Source organism: Blastochloris tepida (genome assembly GCF_003966715.1).
In the GTDB taxonomy this organism is placed as follows: domain Bacteria; phylum Pseudomonadota; class Alphaproteobacteria; order Rhizobiales; family Xanthobacteraceae; genus Blastochloris; species Blastochloris tepida.
Window position 1 is genome coordinate 2126208 of record NZ_AP018907.1, and the last position, 15457, is coordinate 2141664.

Genomic DNA, 15457 nt, shown 5'->3' on the forward strand with positions numbered 1-15457 from the left:
TCACCCGAGCTGTGCCGCCACCGTCTCGAACCAGCGGCGCACCGGATCGGGCAGCCACAGGCCGGCGACGAGGACGAGGATCATGTGGACATAGACCGGCAGCAGCGAGGCCTGCCGCGGCGCGTAGGCCGGGTTCGGCGTGCCGAACAGCACGTCCTGCAGGCGCCAGATCAGCGCGCCGAAGCCGATGAGAAGGCCAATGGCGAGCGGCACCGCCAGGAGCGGCTGGCGGGCGAAGCTCGACGACACCACCAGGAACTCGCTGACGAACACGCCGAACGGCGGCAGGCCGGCGATCGCCAGCACGCCGAAGGCAAACGCCACCGCCAGCCCCGGATGGCTGACGGACAGGCCGCGAATGTCGGCGAAGCGCTGGGAGTGCGTGACCTGGGCGATGTGGCCGACGGCGAAGAAGATCGCCGACTTGGTGAGCGAGTGCATGGTCATGTGCATCAGGCCGGCGAAATTGGCCAGCGGCCCGCCCATGCCGAAGGCGAAGGCGACGATGCCCATGTGCTCGATCGAGGAATAGGCGAAGAAGCGCTTGATGTCGCTGCGCCGGTACAGCATCACCGCGGCGAAGATCAGCGACACCAGCCCCATCACCACCAGCACCGGGCCGACTGGAATGGTGGCGGGATTGCCGGCGAGGATGATCTTGAAGCGCAGCAGCGCGTAGAGCGCGACATTGAGCAGAAGCCCGGACAGCACCGCCGAGACTGGCGTCGGACCCTCCGCGTGCGCGTCCGGCAGCCAGGCGTGCAGCGGCACGAGGCCCGCCTTGGTGCCGTAGCCGATGAGCAGGAACACGAAGGCGAGCGACAGAAGCCCGGCATCGAGCGTCGCGGCGCTGGCCTTGAGCCCGGTCCAGGCCATCGAGGCGAGGCCGCCGCCGAGTTGCTGCTCGGCCGCGACATAGACGAAGATGGTGCCGAGGAACGCCAGGGCGATGCCGACCGACCCCAGGATGAAATACTTCCAGGCCGCCTCCAGCGCCTGCGGCGTGCGGTAGATGCCGACCATCATCACGGTGGAGACGGTGGCCACCTCGATGCCCACCCACATCAGGCCGATATTGTTGGACAGCAGCGCCAGCGCCATGGCCCCCATCATCGCCTGATACATGGCGTGATAAAGTCCGAGGATGCGCGGCGTCAGCCGGCCGGTCTCCAGCTCGTGGCCGATATAGGCGGCCGAGAAGATGGCGGTGGTGCAGCCGATGAAGGCGTTGAGCAGCACGAGGTAGATGTTGAAGTCATCGACCAGGAACAGTTCGGTGACGAACGGCCCCTCAATGAGCAGCCACACCGCGGCGGCGAGGCTCACCACGGAGAAGCCGACATTCAGCGCCGCGCTGATCCGGTAGTCGGCCGACATCACCAGCACCGCCACGGCCAGCGACGGCACGGCGAGAACGGCGATCAGCGGCGTGATGAGCAGCGGGGTCATGCGCCGTCCTGCTGTTCGCCGCGGTAGCGTTCGAGGGTGCCGATGTCGACGGTGTCGAAACGCTCGCGGATGCGGAAGACGAAGACGCCGAACACGATGAAGGCGATCAAGACCGAGAAGGCGACCGACACCTCCACCACCAGCGGCATGCCCTTGGCGCCGGCCGCGGCCAGAATGAGCCCGTTCTCCAGCGACATGAAGCCGACGATCTGGCTCACCGCGTTGCGCCGGGTGATCATCATCAGAAGGCCGAGCAGCACCACCGCCAGCGCGAAGGCCAGATCCTCGCGCGCCAGCGGGTTGGCGTATTCGGTGGCTGGCATCACCACCAGCACCGCCAGCGCGGTCAGCGCCAGAGCGGCGATCAAAGTCGGGCCGACGCCGACCACCGTCTCGATCTCGCGATGAATGCCGAGCCGGCGGACCATGGCGTGCAAGGCGGTGGGGATGACGATGCCCTTGAAGACGAAGGCGATGCCGGCGGTGATCCACAGATGGCCGGCGCCCTGCACCTCGGCCTGCCAGCCGACGGCGGCGCCGAGCAGCATGGCGTGGGCGGCGAAGACGTTGAGCATCGCCGTCAGCCGGTCCTGATAGAGCAGCACCATGCTGACAACGACCATGAGGCCGGAGAGCAGATGGGCGAGGTCGAAGGCAAAATCGCCCATTCTCAGAACCCTCGCGACACGAACAGCAGGAGCGCCGCCATCGAGGCCAGCGCAAACGCGCCGCCGACGAAATCGGTGACGCGGAACACCCGCATCTTGGCCACCGACACCTCGATCACCGCCACCGCCACGCCAAGCCCGACCAGCTTGGCGAAATAGGTGACGAGCCCGAACGCCATCGCCACCGGATCGTCGGTCGAGGTCGCCATGCCGAACGGCACGAACAGGCAGGCGATCAGCGACAGATAGGCGGTGAGCTTGAGCGCCGCGGCCCATTCGATCATGGCGAGGTGGCGGCCGGAATACTCCAGCACCATCGCCTCGTGCACCATGGTCAGTTCGAGGTGGGTGGCGGGATTGTCGACCGGGACGCGGCCCGTCTCGGTCAGCGCCACCACCATCAGCGCGACGAGGCAGAGCGCCAGCGAGATGCGCAGGCCCACCGGCTGCAGCAGCAGATGATCGGCAATGGCCGACAGCAGCGTGGTGCCGGCCAAGAGCGCCACGGTGAAGGTGATCATCAAGAGCGCCGGCTCGGCCAGCGAGGCGAACAGCATCTCGCGCGAGGAGCCGATGCCGCCGAACGCGGTGCCGACATCCATGCCGGCCAGCGCCAGGATGAAGCGCGCGGTGCCGAGCAGCGCGACGATGGCGATGAGATCGGCCGACCACGAGAACATCAGGCCGGTGGCGAAGCTCGGCACCAGCGCCGCCGCCACCCAGGTGGCGGCGAACTGGCCATAGGGCGCCATGCGGAACAGCGGCGAGGCGGTCTCCGCCACCACCGCCTCCTTGTGCAGAAGGCGCCACAGCTCGCGATAGGGCTGGAAGATCGGCGGGCCGCGGCGGCTGAGCAGCCGCGCCTTGACCTTGCGGATCAGGCCGATCAGCGCCGGCGAGATCGCGAGCATCAGCAGCATCTGGCAGGCCTGCCAGACCAACTCGTGCAGCGACAGGCCGGTCATCGCGGCATCTCCGGTCATCGCCACAGCACCACCACGACAAGGAGCAGCACCAGCGCCGCGAACATCAAGGTGAGGTAGCGGCGAATGGTGAGGAACTGCAGGATGTTGAACTGCCCGGACAGGATCTCGACGACGCGCGCGAGCGGCGCGTAGAGCAGCGACCAGACCGGATCGGTCATCGACAGGCGGAACTCGGCGGGCGCCGTGCTGCCGGGCGGCGGCATGGTGATCTGCTGGCGCACGCGCAGTGCGATCGGACCGAACACCCGGCGAATCGGCTGGGCGAGGCTCGACGCCGTGTACTGGGTTGTGGGCGAGGCGTCGGGGAAGCCACAGTCCCAGGCCGGGGCGCGGCGGGTGGCGCGGGTGGCGATGCGGTGCACCCCCCAGGAGGCCAGGAAGGACGACACCAGCAGAAAGACGGCGATCATGAAGCCGTTATAGGTGGAGCGCGCGCCATCGAACGGGGTGAGCGACAGCGGCGCCGGCCCCGCCGCCGCCTGCGCCGGCAGGCCGGCATGGACGAGCTGCACCGTCACCGGCCGCAGCGCCTCCACCACCAGCGGCGCCAGAACGCCACCGGCGATGCACAGCGCCGCCATCAGCGCCATGGCGACAAGCGAGAACCGGTCGACCTCGTGCGCGTTCGCCGCCTCCGGCGAGCGCGGCCGGCCGAGGAAGGCGATGCCATAGGCGCGCACGAAGCAGGCCGCCGCCAGCGCCGCCACCAGCGCCAGCACCGCGCCGACCGCCGGCACCAGGAAGCGCAGGCCCTCCACCGGCAGCGCCGGGCTGGCCAGGATGGCCTGGAACACCATCCATTCCGAGGCGAAGCCGTTGAGCGGCGGCAGCGCCGAGATGGCGGCGGCGCCGATCAGCATCAGGGCGCCGGTCATCGGCATGCGGTTGAACAGGCCGCCGAGCTTCTCCAGGTCCTTGGAATGGGCCGCGTGCAGCACCGCCCCGGCGCCGCAGAACACCAGGCTCTTCATCACCGCGTGGTTGGCGACGTGGAACAGCGCGGCGGTGAGCGCCACCGCCGCTGGGGCTGTGAGATTCGTGGCGGTGAAGGCCACCGCCAGCCCCAGCGCCACATAGATGATGCCGATGTTCTCGATGGTCGAGAACGCCAGGAGCCGCTTGAGGTCGCGCTCGACCAGCGCCTGCAGCAGGCCGATCAGTGCGGTCGAGATGCCGGCGAACAGGAACGGCAGAGCCCAATACCATTGCGGCGGCGGCATCAGGTCGAAGACGAGGCGGATGGTGCCGTAGATGGCGACCTTGGTCATCACGCCCGACATCAGCGCCGAGACGTGGCTCGGTGCCGCCGGATGGGCGAGCGGCAGCCAGACGTGCAGCGGCACCAGACCGGCCTTGGAGCCGGTGCCCATCAGCACCAGCGCCAGCGCCAGCACCGGCATCCAGCCGGACAGGGCGTGGGCGCGGATGGCGGCGAATGAATAGTCGCCGGTGTGGCCGGCCAGCACGCCGAAGGCGAACAGCAGCGCGAACGCACCGCCGCTGGCCATCAGCAGATAGAGGTGGGCGGCGCGGCGGGCCTCCGGGTCCTCGTGACGCGAGGCCACCATGCCCCACGAAGCGAGCGACATGAACTCCCAGCCGACCAGGAAGGTGAAGGCGTCGTCGGCGACCAGGACAGCATTCATGCCCAACAGGAACAGCGGATAGAGCGCCAGCACGCGGCCCGGATGCTCCTTGCGCCCGTAGCCCACGGCATAGAGGCTGACGAGGGCGGCCACCCCATTCACCACCACCAGGAAAACGAGGCTCAGCGAATCGATTCGCAGCCTGATGCCGACCCCCGGCAGGCCGCCGGGCAGCGCCAGCGCGGCCGGCGATTCGCCGAGAATTCCGTGGACAACGGCAAATCCGGCGCCGACCGCAGCGGCCAGGGCGGAGAGCCCGTAGACGATGTCGGACGTCCCCTGGCGGCGCAGCCCAAGCACGCCGGCGGCCGCCGCCGCGAGCAGCAGGCCGAAGGTGAGGCTCAATTGAAGCGCAAAATGGCTCACCGCACGCTCCGCCGCTGGACAGCCGCCATCGCGACGAAAACGCTCGTTGTTCTCGGACCGACATGGCCGGCCGCGCGGATCACCACCCGTCACTCCCTGATTCTTGGAGGATCATTCCCGAATTTGCGGCCGAAACCAATAAGCGAGGCGAGAAAGCGGACCGGATTTGTGCCGCTGATTTGTGCTGCCGACCTCTGCCACCCCTGGATGACTTGAGCGCCATTGAACTCGTGCGGCCAACCCGGTAAGAGGATCGCCACATTCGAGGTTTCCACCTGGGGCCGTGGCGGTCCGGAACGGCCTATGGTGCGGCCGGTGTGCCGTTCGCTCCCTTTAGAGAGCAAGGTTGCGAGATGTCTTCTACATTCGATACCGTCGCAAATATCATTTCCGAGACCTGCGACATTCCGCGCGAGAAGATCACGGCGCAGAGCCACGCCATTGATGATCTCGGCATCGACAGCCTTGATTTTCTTGACATCGCATTTGCGATCGACAAGGCCTTCGGCATCAAGCTTCCGCTGGAGCAGTGGACGCAGGAAGTCAACGAAGGCAAAGCTTCCACCGAGCAGTACTTCGTGCTCGAAAATCTTTGCGCGCGGATCGACGATCTGATCAAGGCCAAGGGGGCATGATCGAGCGCTTGACCGGCGCCGGCGACTGAGGCCCCCGACGTGCGTCTTGAGTACTTCGAACTGATCGACCGAATCATCGACATCGACCTCCAGGCCGGCACCATCCGGACCGAGGCGGTCGTGCCGAATGAAAGCACCGTGTTCGAGGGGCATTTCCCGGGCTATCCGCTGATGCCCGGGGTGCTGCTCTGCGAAACCATGGCCCAGACCTGCGGCTGGCTGTCGATGGCCAAGCTCAACTTCACCCGCATGGCGTTCCTCGCCGGGTTCAAGGAGGTGAAGCTGCGCACCTTCGTGACGCCCGGCACCCTGCTCGAGGGGCACGGCCAGCTTCTGCACGAGGGGTCGGGCTTCACCCGGCTCCGCTGCCAGGTGACGGCCGCCGGCAAGACGGTGTGCGATTCCGAGCTCAGCATGCGGCTGATGCCGTTCCTCAACGACGCCTTCAAGGCGATGGTGATGGATCGTGCGGCCAGCCTCTCCTTCCCCTTCGACGCGCTAGAGTCGCCCGAGGCCAATAATGCCTGATCGCCGCGAAGCCTGGATCACCGGCATCGGGCTGGTTTCTTCGCTCGGCGAAGGAGTCGATGCCCATTATGAGGCGCTTGCCAGCGGCGCCGGCCCCAAGGTCGACGAGACCCGGTTCGCGCCCTACCCGGTCCATCCGATGGCGCCGCTCGATCTCGACAAGCAGATCCCCAAGCGCGGCGATCAGCGGCAGATGGAGCCCTGGCAGCGCTACGGCACCTATACCGCCGGGCTGGCACTGGAGAGTGCCGGGATCAAGGGCAACACCGAGATCCTGTCGCGCACCCACATGATCGTCGCCGCCGGCGGCGGCGAGCGCGACAATTCCGTCGACATCAAAATTCTCGACGGGCTGCGCACCGCCGGGAACAAGGGCCAGTTCCTCAACGAACGGCTGATGGGCGACCTGCGGCCGACGCTGTTCCTCGCCCAGCTCTCCAACCTGCTCGCCGGCAACATCTCGATCGTGCACGGCGTGGTCGGCTCGTCGCGCACCTTCATGGGCGAGGAGGCCTCGGGCGTCGATGCCGTCCGCATCGCCCTGTCGCGCCTGCACGGCGGCACCGGCGACATCTTCCTGGTCGGCGGCGCGTTCAATGCCGAGCGCGAGGACATGCTGCTGCTGTTCGAGCTCGGCGGCGCGCTGATGCACGGCGCCTATGCCCCGGTGTGGGAGCGGGCAGCGGGCGGCGGCGGGCTGGCGCTGGGCTCGATGGCGGCTTTCCTGGTGCTGGAGGAGAAGGCCCACGCCGAGGCGCGCGCCGCCAAGCCGTTCGCACGGCTGGCATCGGTGCAGTCCGGCCGCTCCCGGCGCAATGCCGGCGACGTGGCGGCGGCGGTCACCAGCCATCTCGATGCGCTGGGTCCGCTCGACCCGGCCTCCTCGGCGATCCTGTCCGGCGCGGTCGGCGCCGAGACCGCAACCAGCGAAGAGCGCGCGGCTCTGGCCGGGCGCGGCCTGCCGGTGCGGGCCACCGCGAGCCTGATCGGCGCGGGCATCGAATCGCAGTTCCCGGTCAACATCGCGCTGGCGGCGATCGCCCTGTCGAAGGGCAAGCTTTTTGCGCCGTTCGGAGCGGACGCCATCGAGGCGCCGTTCGCCGGGCCGCTCAAGCAGGTGGCCGTCACTTCGGTCGGGCACTGGCGGGGCGAGGCGGCGGCGCTGGTCGAGGCGGTCGACTGACGGGGTTTCCGGGCGATCGCATCGCGGTCCCCGGGACCGAACTCGCCGAAAATCCTTGTCCCGAAACGGGATTTTCGGCGAACGGAATACGAAGCCGCGGCTTGGTCAGCCGGATTTCGTATCATTGAACGATATCGCAGAGTGAGGATCAGGACATGGCTGGCGGACGTCGCGACAGGCAGGGCCGGCCGGTGGTCGCCATCACCGGCATGGGCGTGGTGACCTCGCTCGGGCAAGGCAAGGCCGACAACTGGGCCGCCATCATGGCCGGCAAGTCGGGCCTCTCCACCATCAAGCGCTTCCCGCTGGACGGGCTCAAGACCACCGTCGCCGGCACCATCGACTTCATCCCGGCCGAGCCGTTCTGCGCCGCCGAGCTGACCGAGCGCCTCGCCCATGTCGCGGTCGAGGAGGCGCTGGCCGAGGCGGCCATCGGCCGCAAGGGCTTCTTCCCCGGCCCGCTGTTCCTGGCGATGCCGCCGGTCGAGACCGAGTGGGAGCAGCGCGAGGCGGTGCTGGCGGCCGGGCCGAAGGCCGAGCCGGTCACCTACGCCACGCTGCTGGCCGGCGCCGCGACGGGGAAATTCCGCGCCTGGGGCGAGCGCTTCCTGTTCGGCTCGGTCGCCGACCATGTCGCCGAGCGGTTCGGCACCCAGGGCTCGCCGATCACGCTGTCGACCGCCTGCGCCTCCGGCGCCTCGGCGATCCAGCTCGGCGTCGAGGCCATCCGCCGCGGCGAGACGGCCGCAGCGCTCTGCGTCGGCACCGACGCCACGGTGAACCTCGAATCGCTGGTGCGGTTCTCGCTGCTGTCGGCGCTGTCGACCGCCAACGAGCCGCCGGAGGAGGCCTCCAAGCCATTCTCCAAGAACCGCGACGGCTTCGTGATGGCCGAGGGCGCCGCCGCTCTGGTGCTGGAGGACTATGAGGCGGCGGTTGCGCGGGGCGCGCGCATCCTTGGCATCCTCGAGGGCGTCGGCGAGCTCGCCGATTCCTTCCACCGCACCCGCTCCTCGCCCGACGGCAAGCCGGTGATCGGCTGCATGAAGAACGCCCTGGCCGACGCCTCGGTCGGCCCCGAGGCGATCGACTACGTCAACGCCCACGGCACCGGCACGCCGGAAAACGACAAGATGGAGTACAACTCCATGACCGTCGTGTTCGGCGACCTGCTCAAGACGCTGCCGGTGTCGTCCAACAAGTCGATGGTCGGCCATACGCTGTCGGCGGCCGGCGCCATCGAGACGGTGTTCTCGATCCTCACCATGGCGAACGGCCGCATTCCGCCCACCATCAACTACAAGGTTCCCGACCCGGCGATCCCGCTCGACGTGGTGCCGAACGTGCCGCGCGACGCCGAGGTGGCGCGGGTGCTGTCGAACTCGTTCGGCTTCGGCGGCCAAAACGTCTGCCTGGTTCTGGCGCGGGAGCCGGCGTGATGGCCCCCGTGGAAACGAAAAGCCTTCGCGTCCTGCTCACCGGCGGCGGCCGCGGCGTCGGCGCCGCCAGCGTGCGGGCGCTCGCCCAGGCCGGCTTCGGCGTCACCTTCACCTACCGATCAGCCAGCACCGAGGCGGACGCGCTGGTCGCCGAGCTTGCCGCCGCCCATCCCGGCCAGGGCTTCGAGGCGCGCGCGCTCGACCTCACCGACAAGGCGGCGGTCGAGGCGTTCGCGGCCACAGTGGCCGACGAGAGCTATTTCGGCTTCGTCCACAATGCCGGCATGCCCTACGACACGCTGGCGGCGATGATGGACCAGGACAAGGCCGAGGTGCTGATGCAGGTGAACTACTGGTCGTTCACCCGGCTCGCCAAGGCGGTGGTGCGCGGCATGATGCGGGCGCGGGCCGGGCGAATTGTCGGCATCGGCTCGATTGCGGCCTTGCGCGGCAGCCAGGGCAACGCCCCCTATGCCGGCTCGAAGGCGGCGATCATCGGCTACGCCCAGACGCTGGCGGCGGAAAGCGCCCGGCGCGGCATCACCGTCAATGTGATTGCGCCGGGCTTCGTCGACACCGACATGCTGGCGCCCTACGCCGCCTTCCGCCAGAAGATGGAGGCGCAGATCCCGCTCGGCCGCTTCGTCAAGCCGGAGGAGGTGGCGGGGCTCGTCGCCTTCCTGCTGTCGCCGCCGGCCGGCGCGATCACCGGCCAGACGCTGGTGATCGACGGCGGCCTGTCCAGCACGCTGACCCTGCAGCGCTGACCGCCTCGGGTCAGCTTCGGGCGCATCCCACCTTCCCTCTCCGCTTGCGGGCTACGGTATTCATGGATCTGATTCTGTGCTGAGCCATCAATGGCTTAATGGACAGGCTGCGGATGTCTCATCGAGAACGCGGTGGATCGGCAGTTACCGGGGGCCGCAGGATTGAACTCGTCATGCCCGCGCTTGTCGCGGGCATCCACGTCTTGAAAACCTATTTGAAAACAAAGACGTGGATGGCCGGGACAAGCCCGGCCATGACGACGGCGGGCTTGTGCCAGACGCCGCAGGCGCAAGTCACGCCGAAAGAGATCGCGTTTCGGCTCGATCTCTCTTGGCCCAGGCGATTCAGATCCATGAATACCGTAGCCCCTTGCGGGAGAGGGTGCCGAGAGATCGAATGATCGCGAGGCGGCAGGGCGATCCGCCGTCCGGCTCGGTCAGCCGGAAACCGTGTTGTTCTTCGCCTTCTCGACGGCGGCCTGATACTCCTGCTCCAGCCGGTTCAATTCCCAGCGCGCGCGCCAAGCCAAGCCGGTGTGCAACAGCCCGCCGATGATCAAGGCGCACAGGAGCCAGAGCTTGAGCATCGCCAGGTTGGCCGACTCGTCGGTGCGCATGCCCTGGGCATTGATGCAGGCGACCTGCTTGTCCTCCACCTCCATGCCGGTCTCCGGCACGATGTATTTGGTGATGAAGAACTCGATATGCTGTCCCTCGCCGCACAGCGCCTCGGCAATGGCGGGAACGCGCAGGAAGCTGGTGCGATAGACCAGATAGCCGCTGATCACGGTGGACAGCATGATCACCGCGATCGAAAACCCAACCCAACCCAGAAAGCTGCGGCGCCGCGGCCGCAGAGCCCTCGTCTGCGGCGAGGACTGTTGCGTTCCTTGTTCCGACATGCCGTAGTCTCCCTCTCGTTCCGCTCGTCTGAACGCCAATGCCGACGTCCCTCTGTTGACGGCGGCGGCGCCAGCCTATAGCCCCGCCCCAGTCCTGCCGCCAGCCCCGCCATCAGCCGGCGGGTGCGGCACGTTTTCGGAGCCCTATCCCATGCGTGCGCTCAGACTCCATGGTGACCGCGATCTGCGCCTCGATGAGATGGCGCCCCCTGCCCCGCCGGCGCCGGGCGAGGTGCAGATCCGCATCAAGGCCATCGGCCTCAACCACATCGACGTGTGGGGATATCGCGGCATGGCGTTCGCCAAGCGCGCGCTGCCGCTGGTGGTGGGCGCGGAGGCGGCCGGCGAGATCGTGGCGCTCGGCGAGGGCGTGAGCGGGTTCGCCATCGGCCAGCCGGTGGTGATGTATGGGGCGCTGACCTGCAACCAGTGCAAGGCCTGCCGCGAAGGCCGCGACAATCTGTGCGAGAACGTCGCCGGGGTGCTCGGCTTCCATGTCGACGGCTTCGCCCGCGACGTGATGAACCACCCGGCGCGCCTGACCATCCCAGTGCCGGCCGGCATCTCGTTCCAGGCCGCCGCCTGCGCGCCGATCGCCTATTCCACGGTCGAGCACATGCTGTTCGACAATGCCAAGCTGGAGCCCGGCGAGACCATACTGGTGCAGGCCGGCGGCTCTGGCATCGGCACGGTGGCGATCCTGATGGCCAAGGCCATCGGCTGCACGGTCATCACCACGGTCGGCGACGACGAGAAGGCCGAGAAGGCCAAGGCGCTGGGCGCCGACCATGTGATCAACTACCGCAAGGACCGGTTTGCCACCATCACCCGCCGCCTGACCGGCAAGAAGGGCGTCGACGTGGTGTTCGAGCATGTCGGCGCCGAAACCTGGAACGATTCGCTGCTCTGCCTGAAGCGCGGCGGGCGGCTCGTCACCTGCGGCTCGACCTCGGGCGTCTCGGTGCAGATGAACCTGATGCAGCTGTTCCAGCAGCAGTACCGCATCATCGGCTCGTTCGGCGCGCCGATGGCGGCGATCCGCCGCTCGCTCGACAAGATCGCCGCCGGCATGGCGCCGGTGATCGACACCGAACTGCCGGTCGAGCGCTTCGCCGAGGGCCTGGAGCGGCTGGAGAGCCGCAAGGTGTTCGGCAAGATCATCGTGACCTTCTGAGCATTTTCCGCAAAAGTGGAAACCGGTTTTGCGAAAGAAAATGCGATAACTCAAAAACTTATCGCCCCTCGGCGATCGAGTTAAGATGAGTATTTCTGACCGATGCGCTATCACGTCCTTCGCGCCAAGCTGCTGCTGGCCCGCGCCCGTCATACGCTCGCCCTCGCCGGGTTGAAGGTGGTCGATGCGCTGTTCGCGGCCATCACGCTCGGCGCCCTGAAGCTGGCGCGCCGGGCCGATCCGGACCGGATGAGCGATGTCATGGGCGGGGTGGCCCGGCGGTTCGGACCGATCCTGCCGGTCAGCCGCACCGGGCGGGCCAATCTGCGCGCCGCGTTCCCGTCGAAAAGCGCCGCCGAGATCGAGGAGTTGCTCGCCGGCTGCTGGGAGAATCTCGGCCGCGTCGCCGGCGAGTTCCCGCATATCGACCGGCTGTGGGACTTCAGCCGCGAGCAGCCCGGCACCGGGCGCATCGAGACGCCCTCGGTCGCGCTCTACGACCGGCTGCGCGACGACGGCAAGCCGGCGCTGGTGTTCGCCGCCCACCTTGCCAATTGGGAGCTGCCGGCGGTGGCCGCCGCCGCCCACGGCCTCAAGGCCGCCGTGCTCTACCGCGCGCCCAACAATCTCAAGATCGCCGATGCCATCGAGCAGGTGCGCGAGAACGCCATGGGCACGCTGATCGCCTCGGGCCCCGATGCGGTGCTGACCATGGCCGGCGTGCTGGAGCGCGGCGAGCATCTCGGCATGCTGGTGGACCAGCGCTTCGGCCGCGGCGTGCCGGTGACGTTCTTCGGCCGGCGCTGCATGGCCAACCCGACCATCGCCCGCCTCGCCCGGCTCTATCCCGACGTGCCGGTTCACGGCGTGCGGGTGATCCGCCTGCCGAATCACCGTTTCCGCGTCGAGCTGACCGAGCAGCTCGACCTGCCGCGGGCAAAGGACGGCAGCATCGACATTCAGGCCTCGATGCAGATGATCACCTCGATCATCGAGGACTGGGTGCGCGAATATCCTGAACAGTGGCTGTGGCTGCACCGCCGCTGGCGGTGAGACCGGCGCGGTTCCTGTCGTCCCGGGCAAGGGCCGAAGGCCCGCGACCTGGGACCGTTGTCAGAAAGAGCCCCCTTCCGCATGACGATCCCGGGTCTCGGCTTCGCCTCGCCCGGGATGACAGCGGGGAGAGGTCGTCGTCCCGGCCAAGCGGCCGAACGCCACGCGAGCCGGGACCGTCTTCAGAACAAGCACCCCTTCGGATGACGACCCCGGGCCTCGCTCACGCTCGCCCGGGACGGCGACAGAGGGTCACCGCCCGGTCTTGAACTTGGTCCACAGCCGGGTGCCGACGCGCTGGGTGGCGGCATCCCACGGCGTGATGATGAACAGTTTGGCCAGCGTCTCCTCGGGCGGATAGACCGCGGGATCGTTGCGCACACGCGGCTCGATCAGCGGCTGGCTGGCGAGATTGCCATTGGCGTAGCTCACCGCGCTCGAATTCTTCGCCGCGATCTCCGGCCGCAGCATGAAGTCGATGAAGGCGTGGGCCTCGTCGATGTTCTTGGCGTCCTTGGGGATGGCGAAATTGTCGAAGAACATCAGCGTGCCCTCGCGCGGAATGGCGAATGCGACCTGCACCGGCGCTCGTCCGGTCTTCTCGGCGGCCTCGGCCGCGCGCTTCTTGGCCTGGAGCACGTCGCCCGACCAGCCGACCGCGAGGCAGATGTCGCCATTGGCCAGCGCGTTGATGTATTCCGACGAATGGAACTTGCGGATATAGGGCCGCAGCGGCGCCAGCAGCTTCTCGGCCTTCTCGAAATCCGCCTTGTCGCGGCTGTTGGGATCGAGCTTGAGATAGGTCAGCGCCGCCGGGATCAGCTCGTCGGGCGCGTCCAGCATATGGACGCCGCAATCCTTCAGCTTGGCGAGCTTTTCGGGATCGAACACGATCGACCAGGAATCGACCGGCTCGTCCCCTAAGCGCTCACGCACCATGTCGACATTGTAGCCGAGCCCGGTGGTGCCCCACATGTAGTTGACGCCATATTCGTTGCCGGGGTCGTAGACCGCGAGCTTCTCGGTGACGAACGGCCAGGCATTGACGAGGTTCGGCAGCTTCGACTTGTCGAGCTTGCGGAACACGCCGGCCTTGATCTGGCGCTGCAGGAAGTTGCCGGAGGGCACGACGACGTCGAAGCCGGTGCGGCCGGCAAGCAGGCGCGTCTCCAGCGTCTCGTTGGAATCGAAGACGTTGTAGCGGACCTCGATGCCCGTTTCCTTGGTGAAGGCGGCGAGCGTCGATTCGTCGATATAGTCCGACCAGTTGAACACCCGCACTTCGCGCGGCTCGCCCGCCGCCGGCCCCGCCAGCGCCAGCATCGCCGCCAGCGCCACACCCATCAGTCCGTGCCGCCCTGCCATCTCGCCCTCTCCGGATCGTTTCTCACGGCGCCCTTCGGCGCCGAATGCCCTGCGGCGCCACGATAAAACGGGCCGGCAGGCGGCACAACGGGCGTGGCGCTCCCAGCCTATCCGCAGGCAGCCTATCCGCAGGATTGCGCCGCTTCGTCAGTCCACCAGCCGGCCGACCACGGCGATGCTCGCCGGCATGTCGAGGCCGTAGCGTTCGACGAGCGGCGCGATCAGCGCCTCGACCGTGGCGCGGCCCAGCGTGTCCATCAGGGCGCAGGGCGGGTGCGAGAACTTGAAGGCGAGCTTGGCGCCGGTATCGATGGCCGAGGGCGCGGCCACGTCCTCGTCAAGCTCCTGCAGGATGGACAGGAAGGCGGCGCCGCGGATGCGGCCGACCATGTCCGCATGCCGCGCCTCATCGACCGGGCCGAGCGGCTGGTCGATCTCGAAGCTGGCATCGGCCTCGCCGACCTCGACCATCTTCGGCGCCGGTGCGTAGAACGGCCCGAGCTCGGCGAGGTTGCGGATGGCGCCGAGATTGATGCGCGGCTTGATCAGGTTCATCACCCGGAACGGACCGGCGGCCGCGCCGAATGCCTCTTCGGCCGCCCGCTCGATCTCGCCGATGGTGCCGGCCCCCTCGCCGAGCAGGCGGGCGGCCTCGTTGGTGTAGGGGCAGAAGAAGCGGTTCAACGCAAACCCCGGCGCATCCTTGCAGCGCAAGGCCACCCGCCGCGTTGCCTGCAGGAAGGCCTGGGCCAGATCCGCCGTCTCGGGCGCGGTGGTCTCGGCGCTGACCAGCTCGACCACCGGATTGATCTCGGCCGGCGAGAAATAATGCAGGCCGAGGAAGCGGCCGGGATTGGCGACATGGGCGGCAAGACGGCCGACGCGCAGCGCGCTGGTGTTGGTGGCGATCAGCGCCGCCGGCTGGGCATGGCGCGAGATCTCCTCGAACACCGGCGCCTTGATCGCGAAATCCTCGAACACCGCCTCGATGATCAGATCGGCGCGGGTGACGTCGCCGATTGCGGTCCCCAGTTCCAGGCGCGACAGTGCGGCGGCGCGCTCGCGCTCGCTCATCCGCCCCTTCTCGACGAAACGGGAATAGACCTCGGCCGCGCGGCGCTTGGCGCGTTCGACCGCCGCGGCGCTAGTGTCGATCACCACGACGTGCATGCCGTTCTGGGCCGCATTGATGGCAATGCCGGTGCCCATGGTGCCGGCGCCCACGATGGCAAGACGTCGGTTGATCATCGCAGCGCCCCCCGCCCGATCGGCCCGCCGGCCGAATTTCTCAATCTG

The 15457-nt window shown here is 67.9% G+C and carries 14 protein-coding genes; 7 read left to right on the forward strand and 7 right to left on the reverse strand.

Features of this window, described 5'->3' with window-relative positions; all coding sequences use genetic code 11:
* From BLTE_RS09785 to hyfB, 4 genes are read right to left on the reverse strand one after another with little or no spacing between them, the layout of a single operon-like run.
* Nucleotides 1–1449 carry a hydrogenase 4 subunit F gene (locus BLTE_RS09785; protein ID WP_126399873.1) on the reverse strand — a complete coding sequence of 483 codons (1449 nt, stop codon included), beginning with the start codon at nt 1447–1449 and terminating at the stop codon, nt 1–3.
* Complete coding sequence (locus BLTE_RS09790; RefSeq protein WP_126399876.1) at nt 1446–2117, reverse strand: hydrogenase-4 component E; 672 nt, start codon at nt 2115–2117, stop codon at nt 1446–1448. Before BLTE_RS09790 ends, BLTE_RS09785 begins: the two co-directional genes overlap by 4 nt.
* 2 nt (nt 2118–2119) lie before the next feature.
* Nucleotides 2120–3100, reverse strand: a complete 981-nt coding sequence (locus tag BLTE_RS09795; RefSeq protein WP_244599945.1) for a respiratory chain complex I subunit 1 family protein — start codon at nt 3098–3100, stop codon at nt 2120–2122.
* Nucleotides 3097–5115 (reverse strand): hydrogenase 4 subunit B, encoded by a 2019-nt coding sequence (gene hyfB, locus BLTE_RS09800; RefSeq protein ID WP_126399879.1) that lies wholly within the window; start codon nt 5113–5115, stop codon nt 3097–3099. Before hyfB ends, BLTE_RS09795 begins: the two co-directional genes overlap by 4 nt.
* A 353-nt stretch (nt 5116–5468) precedes the next feature.
* Here hyfB and BLTE_RS09805 point away from each other — a divergent pair, with 353 nt between their 5' ends.
* The 5 genes from BLTE_RS09805 (at nt 5469) to BLTE_RS09825 (ending at nt 9667) form a co-directional block, all read left to right on the forward strand.
* Nucleotides 5469–5750, forward strand: coding sequence for an acyl carrier protein (locus BLTE_RS09805; RefSeq protein ID WP_126399882.1), 282 nt, complete (start codon nt 5469–5471; stop codon nt 5748–5750).
* 39 nt (nt 5751–5789) lie between these two features.
* Nucleotides 5790–6278, forward strand: coding sequence for a 3-hydroxyacyl-ACP dehydratase FabZ family protein (locus BLTE_RS09810; RefSeq protein WP_126399885.1), 489 nt, complete (start codon nt 5790–5792; stop codon nt 6276–6278).
* Nucleotides 6271–7461, forward strand: coding sequence for a beta-ketoacyl-ACP synthase (locus tag BLTE_RS09815; RefSeq protein WP_126399888.1), 1191 nt, complete (start codon nt 6271–6273; stop codon nt 7459–7461). Before BLTE_RS09810 ends, BLTE_RS09815 begins: the two co-directional genes overlap by 8 nt.
* Before the next feature lie 155 nt (nt 7462–7616).
* A complete protein-coding gene (locus tag BLTE_RS09820; RefSeq protein ID WP_126399891.1) occupies nt 7617–8900 on the forward strand; it encodes a beta-ketoacyl-ACP synthase in 1284 nt (427 codons plus the stop codon).
* A complete protein-coding gene (locus BLTE_RS09825; RefSeq protein WP_126399894.1) occupies nt 8900–9667 on the forward strand; it encodes an SDR family NAD(P)-dependent oxidoreductase in 768 nt (255 codons plus the stop codon). The genes BLTE_RS09820 and BLTE_RS09825 overlap by 1 nt, the downstream gene beginning before the upstream one ends.
* Nucleotides 9668–10104: 437 nt before the next feature.
* On the opposite strand, the gene BLTE_RS09830 is transcribed toward BLTE_RS09825, so the two are convergent.
* Nucleotides 10105–10467 (reverse strand): hypothetical protein, encoded by a 363-nt coding sequence (locus BLTE_RS09830; RefSeq protein ID WP_126399897.1) that lies wholly within the window; start codon nt 10465–10467, stop codon nt 10105–10107.
* Nucleotides 10468–10720: 253 nt separating this feature from the next.
* On the opposite strand from BLTE_RS09830, the gene BLTE_RS09835 reads away from it, so the two are divergent.
* Together BLTE_RS09835 and BLTE_RS09840 are read left to right on the forward strand one after the other, a co-directional pair.
* Nucleotides 10721–11743 (forward strand): zinc-binding dehydrogenase, encoded by a 1023-nt coding sequence (locus tag BLTE_RS09835; protein WP_126399900.1) that lies wholly within the window; start codon nt 10721–10723, stop codon nt 11741–11743.
* A 102-nt stretch (nt 11744–11845) separates the two neighbouring features.
* Nucleotides 11846–12796, forward strand: a complete 951-nt coding sequence (locus BLTE_RS09840; RefSeq protein WP_126399905.1) for a lipid A biosynthesis lauroyl acyltransferase — start codon at nt 11846–11848, stop codon at nt 12794–12796.
* A 252-nt stretch (nt 12797–13048) separates the two neighbouring features.
* Here the strand turns inward: BLTE_RS09840 and BLTE_RS09845 are convergent, their stop codons facing one another.
* Nucleotides 13049–14161, reverse strand: a complete 1113-nt coding sequence (locus BLTE_RS09845) for a polyamine ABC transporter substrate-binding protein (RefSeq protein ID WP_126399907.1) — start codon at nt 14159–14161, stop codon at nt 13049–13051.
* Between the two features lie 147 nt (nt 14162–14308).
* On the reverse strand, nt 14309–15409 hold the full coding sequence (locus tag BLTE_RS09850) for a 3-hydroxyacyl-CoA dehydrogenase (protein WP_126399910.1): 1101 nt from the start codon (nt 15407–15409) through the stop codon (nt 14309–14311).
* Nucleotides 15410–15457: the final 48 nt, after the last annotated feature.